At 56.1% G+C, this 16,739-nt stretch carries 14 protein-coding genes; 3 read left to right on the top strand and 11 right to left on the bottom strand.

Going from position 1 to position 16,739, the window contains the following annotated elements; genetic code table 11:
- Positions 1 to 45 precede the first annotated feature (45 nt).
- The 11 genes from L248_RS10810 to truB all read right to left on the bottom strand — a co-directional run bounded on the left by L248_RS10810 (position 46) and on the right by truB (position 12,619).
- On the bottom strand, positions 46 to 1,116 hold the full coding sequence (locus tag L248_RS10810) for a glycosyltransferase (RefSeq protein ID WP_022530260.1): 1,071 nt from the start codon (positions 1,114 to 1,116) through the stop codon (positions 46 to 48).
- 249 nt (positions 1,117 to 1,365) lie between these two features.
- On the bottom strand, positions 1,366 to 2,016 hold the full coding sequence (locus L248_RS10805) for an NAD(P)-dependent oxidoreductase (RefSeq protein WP_040536364.1): 651 nt from the start codon (positions 2,014 to 2,016) through the stop codon (positions 1,366 to 1,368).
- Positions 2,017 to 2,021: 5 nt separating this feature from the next.
- On the bottom strand, positions 2,022 to 3,416 hold the full coding sequence (locus L248_RS10800) for an MFS transporter (RefSeq protein WP_052000016.1): 1,395 nt from the start codon (positions 3,414 to 3,416) through the stop codon (positions 2,022 to 2,024).
- Between the two features lie 49 nt (positions 3,417 to 3,465).
- Entirely contained in the window at positions 3,466 to 3,915 is a 450-nt protein-coding gene (locus L248_RS10795) for a MarR family winged helix-turn-helix transcriptional regulator (protein WP_022530257.1), read from the bottom strand.
- Positions 3,916 to 4,023: 108 nt separating this feature from the next.
- On the bottom strand, positions 4,024 to 5,199 hold the full coding sequence (dnaJ, locus tag L248_RS10790; RefSeq protein WP_022530256.1) for a molecular chaperone DnaJ: 1,176 nt from the start codon (positions 5,197 to 5,199) through the stop codon (positions 4,024 to 4,026).
- Positions 5,200 to 5,322: 123 nt separating this feature from the next.
- Positions 5,323 to 7,197: a molecular chaperone DnaK gene (gene dnaK, locus L248_RS10785; RefSeq protein WP_022530255.1), complete on the bottom strand. Its 1,875-nt coding sequence runs from the start codon at positions 7,195 to 7,197 to the stop codon at positions 5,323 to 5,325.
- 57 nt (positions 7,198 to 7,254) lie between these two features.
- Positions 7,255 to 7,866: a nucleotide exchange factor GrpE gene (gene grpE / locus L248_RS10780; protein ID WP_052000014.1), complete on the bottom strand. Its 612-nt coding sequence runs from the start codon at positions 7,864 to 7,866 to the stop codon at positions 7,255 to 7,257.
- A 75-nt stretch (positions 7,867 to 7,941) separates the two neighbouring features.
- Entirely contained in the window at positions 7,942 to 9,000 is a 1,059-nt protein-coding gene (hrcA, locus tag L248_RS10775; protein WP_022530253.1) for a heat-inducible transcriptional repressor HrcA, read from the bottom strand.
- Positions 9,001 to 9,581: 581 nt separating this feature from the next.
- Positions 9,582 to 10,736, bottom strand: a complete 1,155-nt coding sequence (gene hemW / locus L248_RS10770) for a radical SAM family heme chaperone HemW (RefSeq protein ID WP_040536360.1) — start codon at positions 10,734 to 10,736, stop codon at positions 9,582 to 9,584.
- Between the two features lie 2 nt (positions 10,737 to 10,738).
- Positions 10,739 to 11,686 (bottom strand): riboflavin biosynthesis protein RibF, encoded by a 948-nt coding sequence (gene ribF / locus L248_RS10765; RefSeq protein ID WP_022530251.1) that lies wholly within the window; start codon positions 11,684 to 11,686, stop codon positions 10,739 to 10,741.
- 3 nt (positions 11,687 to 11,689) lie between these two features.
- The gene (gene truB, locus L248_RS10760; RefSeq protein WP_052000012.1) at positions 11,690 to 12,619 is read right to left on the bottom strand and encodes a tRNA pseudouridine(55) synthase TruB; all 930 of its coding nucleotides are present in this window, start codon (positions 12,617 to 12,619) and stop codon (positions 11,690 to 11,692) included.
- A 153-nt stretch (positions 12,620 to 12,772) separates the two neighbouring features.
- Between truB and L248_RS10755 the strand changes: the two genes are divergently transcribed.
- The 3 genes from L248_RS10755 (at position 12,773) to celB (ending at position 16,709) form a co-directional block, all read left to right on the top strand.
- Positions 12,773 to 13,468 carry a LytR/AlgR family response regulator transcription factor gene (locus L248_RS10755; RefSeq protein WP_022530249.1) on the top strand — a complete coding sequence of 232 codons (696 nt, stop codon included), beginning with the start codon at positions 12,773 to 12,775 and terminating at the stop codon, positions 13,466 to 13,468.
- A gap of 251 nt (positions 13,469 to 13,719) precedes the next feature.
- On the top strand, positions 13,720 to 14,628 hold the full coding sequence (locus L248_RS15325; RefSeq protein ID WP_425423455.1) for a sensor histidine kinase: 909 nt from the start codon (positions 13,720 to 13,722) through the stop codon (positions 14,626 to 14,628).
- 722 nt (positions 14,629 to 15,350) lie between these two features.
- Positions 15,351 to 16,709 (top strand): PTS cellobiose transporter subunit IIC, encoded by a 1,359-nt coding sequence (gene celB, locus L248_RS10745; RefSeq protein ID WP_022530246.1) that lies wholly within the window; start codon positions 15,351 to 15,353, stop codon positions 16,707 to 16,709.
- The last annotated feature ends 30 nt before the right edge of the window (positions 16,710 to 16,739 follow it).

Raw genomic sequence — 16,739 nt, 5'->3', positions numbered from 1 at the left:
CGGCGCAGCTCAAGGAGTTGCGTCGTTTTCTATACAGTTGGCAATTTATCTGGGATGGAGTATCGTTTCGGGACGCGCCAACATGATGTTGACAATGTGTTGTAAACTAATGCCAAATAAGCCGAACAATGATAAATCAGCACCAAGATTGATCCAGGGTTGTGCTAAAAAAAACAGAATGCCAGCCTTCTGTGTATAACTTAGATGTCTATTCTGTATGACTGGGCGGAAATACCGCATGCAGTCCAAATTCCCCTGTACCCATCTGCTTCTTTGGCGCATTAGTTTATATGGGCTGGTCAAAGCTTGTTGGGAAGCATAAGCTGAGTCTATATAGTGAACTGTAATCCCATGAAGCATCAAGCGCAGTGTCAACTCATAATCGTCCAGCAAAGCATTGCCCCAAGGATGCCAACCAATTGCACGAACCACCGGTAGCAACCGAAAAAACTGGCCATTACCGGAAAGACCAACAGTGTGCGTGTGCATCCGCATATTTTGAGCCTCATTATTCACGGTGAAAAATTCGAGATCTTGCGCAGCTTGGAGTGAATTTGTAAATGGACCGTCCATTTTTACCCGAAGTTGACAGATGTCGTGCCCGGAATCTGTGAAGAAGTGGTTGAGTGCAAAAAATGCATTATTAGATAGCCCACCGTCGGCATCCAGCACACCAACGACAACTTTACTCAAATCCCTTTGATGTTGCCGGGAATCATGCCGAATCCAATCCATGGCCTGATTCAAACTGTCCCCTTTGCCAATTTGGGCATGAGGAAGTTGCCGCCGAACGATTAAAATCCGCATATCGCCATCGGCCACGCTAGATGCACGGTGTACTGTATCGTCGGCAGATGCATCATCCACCACGATCACGATACCGTTAAAATCATTCTGAAGCAGCCTATTGAGGGTGTGCTGGATGATTCTGCCTTCGTTCAGCGTAGGGATAATAATATAATAGAAGAGGCCATCGCTGGCCTCTTCAGTATTTTCCAAAAACTCGGACTGCAATTTTGGCGCATGCATAATACCCAACATCATACTCAGCAAAATGTACGTAAGGAAAATATACAGGGCAAGTTCGAAAAATACTGTCAATCCCTCAACAATCATGATTTATTACCTGTGCGGACAAACACAAGCCGTAGCACTAGAGCGGTAGCGAATGCCAACAAGACAATGCCCAAAAATTGTTGAGCCAAGAGAACTCCTGCCCCTGCAACGCCTAACTGTGGCAACCTTGAATTGCTCATCTTCATGCCTCCTGATCTTGTCTAGCAGACAATTAATGTGAACCAGTCCCAAACCTGCTGAGTATTATTTCACGATTTTCGGCACAAAGCAATTTAAACGACTCGATAATTATTTGTCGGCCACCGTGAACCGGGTCTGGCGGTGCTGAGGCTGTTCAATCTCGTCCAAGACCGCCACGGCCATGGTTCCGGCAGTCGTATGGGACTGACCAGCCGCGTTATGCAGCAAGGTGTTCGTCCCCATCAGCACTTTCGTTGCGGGTCCGGCCGTGAAGTCCCGACTGGGAGAGATGCCCACCCAGTTGACATTTTTCACTGAGCGGAGAAACTGCAGCTCGATGTACTGACTTTCTGGGATGGCAATGAACTGGTCACTGCCAGGCAACTTGCGCAAGTCATCCACGACCAGATGGTGGTCCGCCCCGGTCTGTAATGAACCGGCCCCAAGAATGAAGACCACCCGCGGCTTATTCGTTCCCCGTAACTCAGCCACGAGGCGAGTCGCCAAATCAATGTGCAGGTAGGCATGCGCCGGATCGGTGGCAAAAGCGTCCACCACCGCGTCTGCTGCATGCCAGTCTTCAGCGGGTACTTGAAACGCATCGACCGCCATGGTATGGATACCGGCTACCTTTTTGGCGAGAGCCGCCAAGTCATTTTCTGACCGGGCCATCGCCGTCACCGTATGACCGCGTTTCACCGCTTCTTGGACGATTGCGCTGCCAGCCATGCCGGTGGCTCCAATCACTGTGATATTCAATTGACTCATCCTTTCTGAACCGATTTTTCGTGGCAATTGTCAACTTGAGCGGGGACGCTCTCTTCAGCGTGGGCCGGCTTTCTGAAAAACAATGCCCATACCAATAATACCCCAGCGAGCACTAAAAGGATGACAACGAACAGCAGGCCGTTGCGGGCCCCGTTGGCCGTGCCAGCCGCTTGGCTCACACCGGGAACGGCTTGGCCCATCGCGACGATGGCGGCGACGACAGACGTGCCGACGGCGCCGGCAATCTGTTGGACGGTCGTCATAATCGCATTCCCATCGCTCTTGGTCTTCAATGTCAGGTACGACAATCCTTCGGTCATGATGTTACCAAACGAGATGCCTAAGCTGATCATATATACGGTGTAAAGAACCGCAATCATTACGTTGCTTAAGTGGTGGGCAAAGAGCATCAAGGTCACGTTGCCCACGAGTGCGAAAATAATTCCGGTCATCAAGGGCGGCTTGGCGCCCCAGTTATCATAAATCCGACCGGCAAAAGGCGACATGGCTGCCCCCAGCAACGCGCCGGGAAGGACCAGCAGGCCGGCCGCGTTAGCGCTGCTGCCATTGACCAATTGGATGTAGTTGGGCAGGATGAAGCTCAAACCGATCGTGGCGATTTGGAAGGCGAGAATGGCAAAGGTCATGGCCGCAAAGCCGCCGTCCCGCAAGATATCGAAATTCAAGATGGGGTTAACGCGCTGTGACCGCCATAAAAGCAGGCCAAAACTGATCACCGCGATCAGCAGCATGCCGCCCACCGCCAGACTAAGGAACGACTGACTGCCAAACTTGGAAAAACCCAAAATCATCGTAATAAAGGCAATCCCCAGCAGGGCAACGCTGAGCCAATCCAGCGAGGCTTCCTGGGTGGGCTGCTTTTGGCGAATGGCGACGATGCCCAAAATCAATGAGGCAACCAGCAAGGGGCTCAAGAAGATAAAGATGTAGCGCCAGCCCAGAACATCCACGACGAAGCCGCCAAACGTCGGCCCGATGGCCGGGCCAATGGCAGTAATCAGTGTGCCGACACCCATCATTAGGCCAATCTTCGACATCGGTACCTGGTCAATGATGATGTTGAACATCAGCGGCAGTGCGATGCCGGTGCCTAAGCCCTGGATTCCCCGGCCGAGGAGCAGGACCGCAAAAGACGGTGCGGCGGCGTCGACAATCACGCCGAGCAGGAAGAGGCAGTTGGCGGTGATGAACAGCGCCTTGGTGGTGAAGCGGCGCTTAAGATACGCGGACATGGGCACGATGATGGCGACCACCAGCATGTACAGCGTGGTCATCCACTGGACCGTACTCGTCCCAATACTGAACTGCTTCATCAGCGTCGGGAAGGTAATATTCATGGCGGTCTCAACGATGGTCCCGCACAGCGACATGACGCCGGTGGCGATGATCGCACACACGACGTACCAGGGAATACGTTGGTTATTTGTTTCGTTCAAGATGGTCCTCCTTATTCAATGCTGCAATGTGTTTCAGAAAGTCTGTAATCAAATCGCTTTCCTTCTGCGTGTAGCCGGCCAGCAGCCGTTGGTCCGACTGGACCGTGTAGCCGCGTACTTGGGCGACAATGTCCCGGGCCACTGGGGTCAGCCGGACTTCTTTCTGGCGGGCATCGGCAGCCGCGGTTTGGCGGGTGATCAGCCGCTTCCCTTCCATAGTCTTCAATATTTGGGTGGCGGTGGAACGCTTGATTTGGAACTCTTCCTCAATGTCACGCTGGAGGACGGTGTTCCCCGCCTGAGTTTGGCGGTGAAGATAGTCCAAGAAGGACATCTGGGTGCCGGTCATCCCGTGCTGTCGGGCAAACTGATCTAAGCCCCACGAGAGCCGGTTGCTGGCGATTTTAAGTAATCGGCCGATTTCTGGTGTCATATAATGCCTCTCAATTCGTTAGGATACTAACGTAGTATACGACGATTTTCTGAAAATAAAAAGCCCCTTGCCAAAATAAATTGGCAAAGGGTAGAAAGTGTTGCTGCGTTATTCGTCGCCGCGGAGCTTATCCCGCATCTTCTCGAACAGGTTCTTCTCTTGGGGCTTGATCTTGTCGCCGCCGGCGGCTGCGAAGGCCTCCAGAGCTTCCTTCTGCTGCGCGTTCATGTTCTTCGGGGTAATCACTTGGACGCGCACGTGCTCGTCTCCGGTGCCGGTGCTCTGCAACTTGGGCACACCTTTCCCCTTCAGGCGGAAGTTCGTGCCGGACTGCGTGCCGGCAGGCACCTTCAGCTGGACGGGACCATGGACCGTGTCCACGGTGATCTCGTCGCCCAGTGCGGCTTGGGCAAAGGTGATCGGCACGGTGACATAAATGTCAAAACCGTCCCGTTCAAACTCCTTGCTTGGCTGGACCCGGAAGACGACGTACAAATCACCGTAAGGGCCGCCGTTCTCGCCGGCATCGCCCTGGCCGTCCAGACGCATCTGCTGACCGTCATCGACCCCGGCCGGGACCTTGACCTTCAACGTGTGGTGCTCTTGTTCGTGGCCTGTACCGTTGCAGGTCGGGCACTTGTCCTTGATCTCCTTGCCGGTACCGTGGCACACGTCGCAGACTTCCCGGGTGCGCATGATACCAATGGGCGTCTGGCGCTGAATCTCAATGTAGCCGGTGCCGTGGCACTTGTGGCAGGTCACGGGACTGGTGCCCGGCGCGGCACCGCTGCCGTGACAGGTGTGGCAGACGGCCGTGCGGTCATAGGTGACTTCCGTATCCTTGCCGAAGATGGCATCCTTGAAGGACAGGTCCATGCGGTATTGCAGGTCCTGCCCCTGGCGCGGAGCGGTGGCATTCTGGGTGTTTGCGCCGCCGAAGAACTGGGAGAAAATATCACCGAAGTCGCCGAACCCGCCGGCGCCCGCACCAGCGTTGCCGAAGCCGCCAAACCCGCCGGCCCCGCCGAAACCGCCAGCCCCAGCGCCTGCACCAGCGCCACCGTTCATCCCAGCGGCACCGTACTGGTCATACTGGGCGCGTTTTTGCTTGTCGCCCAGTACTTCGTAGGCTTCGTTGATCTCCTTGAATTTTTGCTCGGCATCTGGCGCCTTGTTCACGTCGGGGTGCCATTTCTTAGACAGCTCGCGATAGGCGTGTTTAATATCGTCCTCGCTTGCGTCTCGGCTTACGCCTAATACATCATAGTAATCCCGTTTCGCCATCCGGCGACCTCCTCGAATCGTTCAAAATCAATACAAACTGTCACCATGATACCATAGGTGCCAGAGACACAAAAGCCTGCCCGAAGGCAAGCTTTTGCGGAAGAAACGTTCAATTACCGACGGTTACTTGTCGTCGTTGTGAACTTCGTGGAAGTCCCCTTCGACGGTATCGCCATTGCCGTCCTTCTTGTCGCTGTCGTCTTTCTTCTCGTCGCCAGCGGCGCCAGAGCCTTGGGCAGCACCAGAATCAGCCTGGTTCTGCTGAGCCTGCTGGTACAGCTTAACGGTGAGGTCTTGGACGATCTTGTTCAAAGCATCGCGTTTGGTCTTCATGTCCTCCAAGTTGTTCGCTTGTTGGGCTTTCTTCAATTCGTCTTCAGCGTCCTGGGCCTTCTTGATCTCCTCATCAGAAACCTTGCCCTTGAGCTCCTTCAACGTCTTGTCGGTCTGGAAGATCAACTGGTCGACATCGTTCTTCAAGTCGACTTCTTCCTTGCGCTTCTTATCGGCGGCCTCGTTCTCCTTGGCCTCTTCCATCATCTTCTTGATTTCTTCGTCAGACAGACCCGAAGAACTCTGGATGGTGATCTTCTGGGACTTGCCGGTGCCCAGATCCTTGGCAGAAACGTTCACGATACCGTTCTTATCAATATCGAACGTCACTTGAATCTGCGGTACACCGCGGGGTGCCGGCGGAATGTCCGCCAACTGGAAGCGGCCCAGCGTCTTGTCGTCCGCTGCCATCGGCCGTTCGCCTTGGAGCACGTGGATGTCCACGGCCGGCTGGTTATCAGCGGCAGTGGAGAACACTTGGGACTTGGACGTGGGAATCGTAGTGTTGCGGTCGATCAGCTTGGTGAACACACCGCCCATGGTCTCGATGCCCAGAGACAACGGCGTTACATCCAGCAGGACAACGTCGTGGACATCACCGGTGATGACCCCGCCTTGGATGGCAGCACCCAGGGCAACGGCTTCATCCGGGTTGATGGAGTGGTCGGGTTCCTTGCCGGACCACTTCTTAACGGCATCTTGGACGGCCGGTGTCCGGGTCGAACCGCCGTTCAGGATAATCTTGTCGATGTCGTCGTAAGTGAGCTTGGCATCGCGCAGGGCATTGTCCATGGGTACCTTAGTCTTCTCAACCAAGTCGCTGGTCAGTTCATCGAACTTCGCCCGCGTCAGAGTCTTCTCCAAGTGCAGCGGACCATTCGCCCCGGCAGAAATGAAGGGCAGCGAGATCTGCGTACTGGTGACACCGGACAGGTCCTTCTTGGCCTTTTCGGACGCATCCTTTAACCGCTGCAAGGCCATCTTGTCCTTGCTCAGGTCCACACCGTTTTCAGCCTTGAAGTCCTTGATCAGCCAGTCCATGATGCGGCGGTCAAAGTCATCGCCGCCCAGGTGGGTATCCCCGTTCGTTGACAATACTTGGAAGACGCCGTCGCCCAGCTCCAGGATGGAGACATCGAACGTGCCGCCGCCCAGGTCATAAACCAGGATCTTTTCGTCTTTCTTCTCGTCCTTATCGACACCGTAAGCCAGTGCAGAAGCCGTCGGTTCGTTGATGATCCGGTCGACTTTCAGCCCGGCAATTGTGCCGGCATCCTTGGTGGCCTGCCGTTGGGCGTCATTGAAGTACGCCGGCACCGTAATGACAGCATCCTTGACCTCTTCACCTAAGTAATCCTGGGCGAAATTCTTGATGTACTGTAAAATCATGGCACTGATCTCTTGGGGCTTGTAAGTCTTATCGCCGACTTTCACGGTGTAATTCGGATCGCCCATGTGGCGTTTGATCGAAGAAACCGTGTCAGGGTTGGTGATTGCTTGCCGCTTAGCGACTTCCCCGACTTGAATCTCGCCATCCTTGAATGCGACAACGGACGGTGTGGTCCGGTTGCCTTCCGGGTTAGCGATGATTTTAGGCTTGCCGCCTTCCAAAACAGCGACAGCGGAGTTGGTGGTGCCTAAGTCGATACCAATGACTTTTGCCATACTCAAATTACCTCACTTTAACGTTTTAAAAATTGATGTGCAATGTTCAGAAATGATTTACTGGGCGACAACGACCATCGCCGGGCGAATGACCCGGTCCTGCAGCATGTAACCCTTTTGCAGGACTTGGACGACCGTGTCGGCCGGATGGTCCTTGTCCGCCGGAACCGTGGAGACGGCCTGGTGCATGGTGGGATCGAATTTCTTTCCCGCCGCCGGAATCTCCGTGATGTGGTTCTCTTCCAACGAATGGATCAAGTGCTCATGGGTCATCTCGACACCCTTATGGAGCTGCTTGATACCGTCCGGCGTGACGTCGGCGGCCAAGGCCCGCTCCAGGTTATCGGCCACGGGCAGAATCGACTTGGCCAGCTTCTGGCCGTCATACTTGAGCATGCCGGCGATTTCTTTCTTCTGGCGGTTGCCCATATTGCGCATTTCTGCTTCGGCCCGCAGGTATTTATCTTCCAGCTGCGCGACCTTGTCTTTTAACTCTTTATTTTCTTTTTGTAACGCGGCCACCGTATCACCCTGCCATAACTCGTCGAGATCGGCCTTGGTTTCGTCCAAGACCTTATCTTCGACGGTCTCCGGCGCTTTCTTACCGTCGCTTGGTCGGCCGGCCTTAACGTGGGCGTGAATCTGGGCTGCCGTGTTCTTATCTTTCACTTGATCTTCAGAAGGGAAGCTGCCCTTCTGCGTATCTTTCTCATCCTTAGCCACTGTGCAAAACCCCTTTGTAAATTATCCGTGATCCCGGTAATAGTCTGCGATGCGCCGGGCCAGTTCGTCCCGGAACAGATCCATCAGACCGATCACCTTCGAGTACGGCATGCTGGACGGCCCGAGGATCGCAATGATCCCGTCACCGTATTCGCCAGCGTGGTACGTGGCCCGAATCAGCGACATGTGGGCCAGCAATTGGTTCGGGAACTCGTGGCCGAGCCGGACAGTGACGCCGTGGGCGTTGCTGCCCTCGTCGTCGTGATTGTCCAAGCCCAGCAGGTTCGCCAGCGAGTCATCGGTATCAATGAGATGATACAGCGACTTCAGCTGGTCCACATCGTTCATGTGGGCGTAATCCAAGATGTTCATCTTGCCGCTGATATGGAACCGGTCCGCGCTGGCTTCACTGAGGATGCTGTGCACCAGATCCATGAAGAAGTCCGGCGAGTGAATGTAGCGGCTGATGAGCGGCACCAGGTGACTGTCCAGCTGGTCCATGACCTGAGCAATGGGCTTGCCCACCAGCTGGTCGTTGATGACCCGCATGACGGCCTCCAGCTGCTCGCCGGTGACCGTATCGGGAATCACGAACGTCTTATTGACGACCTGGCCAGAGGTGGTAATGAGCAGCGCCAAGACGCGCCGATTACCCAAGGGCATCAGCTGGAAGCCTTCCAGCCGCATACTGCCGACCTCCGGCCCCAGCGTAATCGCTGTGTAATGGGTCAGTTCAGAAAGGATCTTGGCTGACTGGGCAACAAGCTCATCGCCTTGATAAAACTTCTGGCGGAAGATGGTCTGGATCATGTTCAGATCATCGCTGTCCACCATCGTCGGCTGCAGCAAGTGGTCCAGGTAATACCGGTAGCCCGCATCCGACGGCACCCGGCCGGAACTGGAGTGGGTCTTCTCAATCAGACCCGCGGATTCCAGCGTGGCCATGTCGTTGCGAATGGTGGCGCTGGAGACCTTCATGGGCAGCGTGCCCATAATGGTCTTCGACCCCACCGGCTGGCCGGTTTCGTTATAGTGCCTAATGATCTCCTTTAACACCAACATCTCACGTTTGGTCAGCATCGTTACCACCTCTTTTTAGCACTTACTGATGTTGAGTGCTAATACACTACATAATATACCAACCGCGGGCGTTGAAGTCAATGGCTCCAGCCGGTTTTTTAGCAGATTTCCGGTGCGGGTGCTAACGTGGTACGGCGTTGCGCTTCGCGCATCCGCCTCTTGGTGCGAGTTATGATTCGCGAGACCCGGCGATTTGGGCCCTCCGCCTGGCTGGGCGGGCGAAGCGAAGCAAGTGCGGAGCCGGTTCTGCGCAGCTAGTGGCCGGCACGGCTTGAAGCTTTTTGACAAAGTACGTCAAAAATCTTCAAGTCCGGCCTTGTTGTAAGCGGTCAGAAACCGACCGCTAACAACAATTTGGCCACTGACGCCCGCCAGCCTCCGGGCCCAAATCGCCTACCTCATACGCAATCGTAACATCTGTGGCGCATGGGCAAATCCGCTGGAGGTGCCACGGGGACATCATACTTCAACACGACGGACGTCAAGCTTGCGCGGCCCGTAGTCGCCCGGGCCAAAGCCAGAAACTAACCTGCCTTCCAATATGCTGAGCTGTTCGCCACCGTCGTGAGAACCCAGTTCTGCTAATCCCGCAACGTCGTGTCCGGCAAGAGAAACTTTTCGAACACGTCGTTGCCGATGAAGCGGCCGCGTTTGGTGAGGGCGACGTGGCCGCCGTCGTCGGTGAGGAGGCCTTGGCTGACGAGTTGGGGGACGGTCTGGCCATAGACGTTCTCGATGGTCAGGCCGAAACGCTGGGCGAAGCGCTGGCGGTCGACACCGGCGTTCATGCGCAGGCCGAGAAACATCTGCTCTTCCATTTGTTCCTCCGGCGACACCAGCTGGCGGGCAAAGACCGGCACGTGGTTGGAGCGCAGCGGTTTTAAGTACTGCTGGATCGGTCCGAAGTCGTGATAGCGATCCCGGTCCAGGTAGCCCCAGGCACCGGCGCCGAAGCCGAAGTAATCTTCGTTTTGCCAATATTTCTTGTTGTGGACCGATTCATACCCCGGCTTAGCGAAGTTGCTGATCTCATATTGGTGGAGACCGTGCTGGCTGAAGTAGTCCATGGCCAGTTCATATTCGTCCGCTTCAACATCGTCGTTGGGCAGGTTCAGCTTGCCGGCCCGCATCAGGTTCCAGAACACCGTCCGCTGCTCGAGGATCAAGGAATAGGTGGCATAATGCGGCAAGTCCAAAGAAACGGCTTGGCGCAGGCTGTCAGCGAAGTTGTCGTAGGTCTGCCCCGGCAAGCGGTAGATTAGGTCCATGGACATGTTCTCAAAGCCGGCCGCGCGGGCATTCTTGAAGGCGGTGTATACGTCGGCGGCGCGGTGAGTGCGGCCGATTTTCTTCAACACAGCGTCATCGAACGATTGCACACCAACGCTGAGGCGGTTCACGCCGTGGTCGCGGAAGACGTGGAGAAGGTCCATCGTCAACAAGTTGTTGGGGTTGCACTCCACGGTGAATTCACCGCCGGCGGGCAGCGGCAGCAGGTCGTTCACCCCGGCCAGGAGCCGGTCCATCTGGGCGGGTGTTAACGCGCTGGGGGTACCGCCGCCGATGTAGACGGTCTCGATCGGTTCATCGGGGTATTGTGCTCGGACGAGCTTGATTTCCTGGAGCAGCCGGGTAATGTATTCGTCCACCGGCTGGCCCTGGATGAAGACCTTATTGAAGTTGCAGTAGTAACAGATGTGCTCGCAGAACGGGATGTGGATATAGGCGGCAGCCATGGTCACTGGGTCCTTTCTTCATAATACGCACGGGTGTGGGCGGCGTCTTGGGCCAGCTGGTCCACGAGCCCCTGGGCGTTAGCGAACTTGATCTCGCCGCGCAGGTAGTGGTCCCACTTAATCTTTGCCGGGGCACCGTAGAGGTCGGCGTCAAAGTCCAGCAGGTTGCTCTCCACGGTGAGCGGCTGATGCGGCTCGAAGGTGACGTTGTGGCCGATGGAGGTCATGCTGGGATACCAGTGACCACGGACGAAGAAACGGGTGGCGTAGATGCCAATGCCGGGGACGACTTGGCCAGGGGTCACCGCCAAGTTGGCTGTGGGGTAGCCTAATTCCCGCCCACGCTGCAGGCCATGGACGACGGTCCCAGTATTGCAGTAAGTCCAGCCCAGAAGCGTGTTGGCCCGATCCACTTGGCCGGCTTGGAGCAGCTCGCGGATCTCGGTGGACCCGACCTTGACGCCATCGTAAGCGACCGGCGGCACTGCCACAGCCTGGAAGCGGCCCTGGGCGAAGCGGTCGATGGTGTCCATGTTGGCCACGCTGCGCTTGCCGAAGGTGTAATCGAACCCGGCCACGATGACCTGGGCCCCCAACCCGACGACGTACTCGTCAATGAACTGCTGGGAGGTCACGTCCCGGAAGCTGGCGTCGGTCTGAATGACGAAGAGCTGGTCCACCCCGAAGCGGGCCATCAGGGTTGTTTTCTCGGTCAAGGGAGAAAGGTACGCGAACGACTGCCGGTCCGCGCCGCGATAAATGACCGCCGGATGGTCCCGGAAGGTCAGAACGCTCAACGGCCAGCCGTGAGCGTCTGCAATCTTCCTGCCCTCAGCAATGACGGCTTGGTGGCCTCGGTGGACCCCGTCAAAAAAACCGAGGACGAGAACCCGCGGCTGGCGGTAAGCACTGGTATCAGGATGCGGACTGGCTAATGGAATAACTTGCATGAATTAATTCTCCCCTAACGTGAACTGATCAGTATCGTGCAGCAGCATGGTGGCGGCCCGCCAAGTGTCACTGGCCGCGTCGTAACGGTAGATGGCTTGGACGTCGCCGCCGTAACGCATGAACAGCTCGCTGCCCGGTGCGGCTGCGGGCCGGTCCAGACGCAGGTAATTGCCGTGGCGGACGCGGTCCCAGGCCGCGGAAGTGAGCTGTGCGGTGGGCAGGTCAGAAAAGACGGATTGGATTGGCTGCACATACGGCGTCAGCGCCGGTGCTGCCGTCAGGGTGTCTAAAGTCACACTGTCGGCCAGCGTGAAGCCGCCGCTGACTTGCCGCGTGAGCTGGCTCATGACGGCGGGGACGCCGAGCTTGGTCCCCAAGTCAGAAGCCAGCGTGCGGATATACGTCCCCTTGGAGACCTGAGCCGTGAAGGTGAACGACTGCTCACCCGCAGCGGCTTCAAACCGGGCCGTGCTGGTCCGCTTGAAGTGGTAGATCTGCACCGTGCGGGTGGGCCGCTCTACCGGATCGCCGGCCCGCGCGTAATCGTAAAGCCGGCGGCCATTGACCTTGACGGCTGAATACAGCGGCGGCGTTTGGGTGTACGCGCCCGTGAAACTGGCCATGGCCGTGTCCAACTGGTCCGCGATGAATGGTGTCGTGAGGCGCTGCCGAGCAATTTCTGTCCCGCTGAGATCCTCGGTATCGGTGGCAAAGCCCAACGTGATCTCCCCGGTGTATGTCTTGGGTAACGCGTGCAGCCGGTCAACAAGCTTCGTCGCCACGCCCAAACAAATGGGCAGCACACCGTCCACGTCCGGGTCCAGCGTGCCGCCGTGCCCCACCCGCTTCTGGTGGGCCAGTTTGCGCACTGCCGCCACGCAAGCAAAACTGGTCATCCCTGCCGCCTTGTGCAGGGGGATAAAGCCGTTGATCATTCAATTCCCTCCATTGATGATGCCGTTCCAAAATTAATACCTCCATAGTTTACAACGGAAAAGGCATCGTCACAAAAAAGCGGCGGCGCCTGGGCGGCGCCAACGGCGTAGGAATGCTAAACTAAAAGAAAACGAAAGGAGCCCGGCGGCATGCAAATCGGCATTATTGAAGACAACCCCGCCATGCAGCAGACGCTCGTGACGATGCTCGCCCAGCACGACCCGCCCCAGACCGCCCATCTCTTTCCATCGGGCGAGGCTTTTCTGTTTGCGTGGCCGGATTTGCCTTCACTGGATCTGGTCCTCCTGGATATAAAGCTGCCTGGCATGGACGGCATGGCGGTGGCCAAACAGATTCGGACCAAGGATGCCAAACTGCCCCTGGCCTTTCTCTCCAATTATGACGATTACGTCTTCGACGGGTACGACGTGAATGCCCTGGACTACATTCTCAAACCGATCACGGCGGAGAAGCTGACCAAGGTGCTGGCCCGGGCGGCGGCCACTGAACGGCCGGCATTCCTGGTCCTGCCGCTGGCCGCCGGTCCCACCCAGGTCTATCTCTACGACATCATGGCGGTCACCGTGGATGGCCACTACCTCACCGTCATCACCCAGCAGGGCCAGGACCGGTTCAAAGAAAGCCTGACCAATATCCGCGGCCAGCTGGACGACCGCTTCATCACCACCCACCAGGCGGCCGTCGTCAACATCGACCACATCCGGACGATCGGTGCCGACACGGTCACCTTGACGAACGGTGCCGCCGTCCCCCTGGCCCGCAACCGCGCCGCGGCCGTCAAGCAGGCCTTCTGGGACCGGTTCAGAAAGCTGGCCAGGAAATGATGGCGCGCTTGCTGCTTTGTGCGCTGTACTTAGTCCTCGGCGGTCTCGTCTGGCTGAATGCCCATCCGGAGAAGAAGCCCCAATGGACCGTGGGGTTTCTCCTGCCCATCGCCGTCGCGCCCTTCTTTGGCCCGGTCGGGGGTATTGTTGCGGCCATCTTGATCGGCGGCCTGCAGTGGCAGTTTGGCCGGGATGCGGTGCACAGCCCTTGGCCTGACGCCGGTTTGAGCACCTTGCTGGCAGCTGCTGCGGTGGCCGGCCTCTGGCTCCCCCTTGGTTTCACCACCCTTTTGGTCTTTGCCGTCCTGCTAGCCGCGAGTACTTATCACGTTTGCCGCGACCAAGCGTATCGGCCGTTATGGGCACTTCTGACTGCAGCGGCCGTCATCACCGGCGGGAGTTTTCTCCTTTCTTCCCTGTTTCTGCGCTTCTTGCTGCTGGGCCTGTGGCTGGTGCTCATTGCCCTGGTGACGACGCTGCTCCATTACCTGTTCCGGCAGACGGACATGGTCTACGCCCGTTCGCTGGACGGGATCATGGCCAATTACATCAAGGAAGTCAACGATCTCTATGCCCAGATTCGCGGGTGGCGCCATGATTACCACGACCACCTGCAGTCGCTGCAAGTCTATCTGCATGACGGCGACATTCCCGCCGCACAGCATTACATTAGCGAACTGACCGCCTCCCTGGGCGACATCGAACAGATCGTCCGCTCGGGCAACCCGATGCTCGACGCCGTGCTCAACGCCAAGCTGACCATCGCCAAGAACCAGCACATTCCGATGAACATCAAGGCCTTTGTCGGACCCACGCCGCTGATCAAAGACGTGGACCTGGTCGTGATTCTCGGCAATATTCTGGATAACGCCTTGGAAGCCATTGAGGCACAACCGGCCGATAGCGACCGCTTCCTCCGCGTCTACATCGCCATCATGAAGCAGCAGCTTTACATCTCCGTCACCAACACCCGCCCCGCCGACCAGCACATCAACTACGATTATGCGTCGACCAAGAACGACAAGCGCGGCCTCGGTATCCGCCGCATCAACGCGCTGGTCGCTAAGTACAACGGCATGATCAACCGTCAATATGAAGAAGGCGTGTTTGTCACTGAGATTGCCTTGCCCCTGCAGGCCCAGCCAGAAGCGCGTGTTTAAGGGAGAAAAGGGACGCAAAAAAGCCGGGCAGCCGGCTTTTTTGATATTCAAGACTAGAGATTGACCAGTTGCTTAATCAGCGAACCAAGACCCGTCATTCGGTGTGCACCTTGAACCTGCCAACTGTCTTTGCTTCAAAATGATAGAGAGCGCAGACGGTTGTCTAGAACCGCTCATTCAATATTGGCTGATGGATTCAATCTGTCGTTATTTAATTGGCATTTCTGCCAACGACCAAGATCCAGTTAATGCCCACTGTGATTTTGGGAAAAATAACTTGGCGGCCGTCATTCCGATTTGCTAGAATCGTGTCCGGTTTTTCAGTTTGGGGGTTATGAAAAGCCGCAGCTGCTATATCTGTGACGGCCTTGTTATTATTTAGGGAACAGGTTCCAAAAGTGATGTTAAGCGCTTGCAAATAACATTTCCAGGGCCTACAGTGGTCAGCAGAAAGACGAAGTTTCCCACTTTCACAAATGTCGCAAGGCCTTGTCGTACAAATGTAGCGTGTATTCATTCGTTTTTCAGCATCACTGTCCGTCACTTGCACTCGCTGACTGCTCACCTGATCATTGGACTGACACCAAAGACGATGTACTATCATCTATTTTTTCACAGCATAATGCCATATTTGTCGCACATCACGCTGTCCTGCGGGTTCGGTTCAAGTACTTACGTGTCGCAGAAAGCGAGCGGGTCATTAATTGATAGGAGGATTCAACATGGCTGATTCACAAACGTCCTTTAAGGACAAATTTGCGTTGTATGCCGGCAAATTCTCAGGGTCCCGGTTTGTTCGTTCCATCATGCAGGCCGGATACTCCGTCATCGCTTTCTCAATTATCGGTGCCATCTTCTTGATTCTGACAGTGCTGCCCCAAGCGTTCCCGATTCCGGGGTTTGCCGCTTGGTACGCCAACACGATCGGTCGCTTCACCAATTTGTTTCAGGTCGTGTATAACTCGACCATGGGCATCTTAGCCCTAGTTTTTGCCGGTACTTTTACATATACGTATACCGGCATTTATCGTGATGAAGAGCATCTCAAGATGGATCCGCTCAACGGCTTGCTGATGTTCTTGATGGCGATGTTCATCACCGTCCCGCAGATGGTTTGGAAGTCCGGCAGCATCCAGTTCGTGACGTCACTGGCCAAAGACAACATTATTGGCGGCGGCTATGCTGTGTCTGCTGGCGGTGTGACCCGGATCGCTTCGGTGGGTATTTTCACCGGCCTGGTGGTCGGGTGGCTCACTGTGCAAATCTACCGCTTTACGATCAAGCACAATTGGCAGATCAAGATGCCGGATTCAGTGCCTGCGGGTGTCGCGAATTCGTTTAGTTCGCTGATTCCGGGCCTCTGTGTCGCCGTCGTGGTGGCTCTGCTTGACTTGATTCTCATCGTCATGGGGACGGATATCTTCAAGATCCTCTATATCCCCTTCTCTTTCATCAGCAATATTGCCAACACCTGGTGGGGATTCCTGATCGTCATCTTCCTGATCCACTTCCTATGGTGGTTCGGGATCCATGGGGCGACCATCATTTCTTCTTTCTACACCCCGATCGTGTTGGCCAACATGGCCGCCAATGTCAAAGGGGCCAGCTACTTCTTTGCTGGTGACCCGATGAATGCCTTCGTCATCATCGGCGGTTCTGGCGCTACCCTGGGCGTAGCCATTTGGCTGGCCTATCGGTCAAAGTCCGTTCAGCTCAGAGAAATCGGCAAGGTGGAAATTGTGCCGGCCTTGTTCAATATCAACGAGCCGATTCTGTTCGGTCTGCCCATCGTGTACAACATTCAGCTGCTGTTCCCGTTCATCTTTGCGCCGCTGGCATCTGGGCTGGTCGGCTATATCGCGGTGACCACCGGCTTGGTGCCCAAGATTATCGTCCAGCAGCCTTGGCCCACCCCCGTCGGTTTGAGCGGCTTTATTGCCACCGCCAGTTGGAAAGGGGCGGTCCTCTCAGTCGTCTGCGCCATCGTTTCGTTCTTGGTTTGGTACCCCTTCATCCGCCATTACGATCGGATGCTGCTGAGTCAGGAACAAGCGGCTGCAGCTGGTGAGGCGAAAGCCTAACCAGTTTCCAGTCGAACTAGAAGTTCAATT

Source organism: Schleiferilactobacillus shenzhenensis LY-73, assembly GCF_000469325.1.
Taxonomy (GTDB): domain Bacteria; phylum Bacillota; class Bacilli; order Lactobacillales; family Lactobacillaceae; genus Schleiferilactobacillus; species Schleiferilactobacillus shenzhenensis.
The sequence above is the reverse complement of the archived record's forward strand: the minus strand, read 5'-3'. Positions and strand labels throughout refer to the sequence as shown.

Excerpts from the sequence above, each read along its gene's own strand:
- L248_RS10810 (WP_022530260.1), bottom strand. The coding sequence starts at position 1,116 with ATGATTGTTGAGGGATTGACAGTATTTTTCGAACTTGCCCTGTATATT.
- L248_RS10800 (WP_052000016.1), bottom strand. The coding sequence starts at position 3,416 with ATGTCGCTGTGCGGGACCATCGTTGAGACCGCCATGAATATTACCTTC.
- L248_RS10795 (WP_022530257.1), bottom strand. The coding sequence starts at position 3,915 with ATGACACCAGAAATCGGCCGATTACTTAAAATCGCCAGCAACCGGCTC.
- dnaJ (WP_022530256.1), bottom strand. The coding sequence starts at position 5,199 with ATGGCGAAACGGGATTACTATGATGTATTAGGCGTAAGCCGAGACGCA.
- dnaK (WP_022530255.1), bottom strand. The coding sequence starts at position 7,197 with ATGGCAAAAGTCATTGGTATCGACTTAGGCACCACCAACTCCGCTGTC.
- hrcA (WP_022530253.1), bottom strand. The coding sequence starts at position 9,000 with ATGCTGACCAAACGTGAGATGTTGGTGTTAAAGGAGATCATTAGGCAC.
- hemW (WP_040536360.1), bottom strand. The coding sequence starts at position 10,736 with ATGGCTGCCGCCTATATCCACATCCCGTTCTGCGAGCACATCTGTTAC.
- ribF (WP_022530251.1), bottom strand. The coding sequence starts at position 11,686 with ATGCAAGTTATTCCATTAGCCAGTCCGCATCCTGATACCAGTGCTTAC.
- L248_RS10755 (WP_022530249.1), top strand. The coding sequence starts at position 12,773 with ATGCAAATCGGCATTATTGAAGACAACCCCGCCATGCAGCAGACGCTC.
- celB (WP_022530246.1), top strand. The coding sequence starts at position 15,351 with ATGGCTGATTCACAAACGTCCTTTAAGGACAAATTTGCGTTGTATGCC.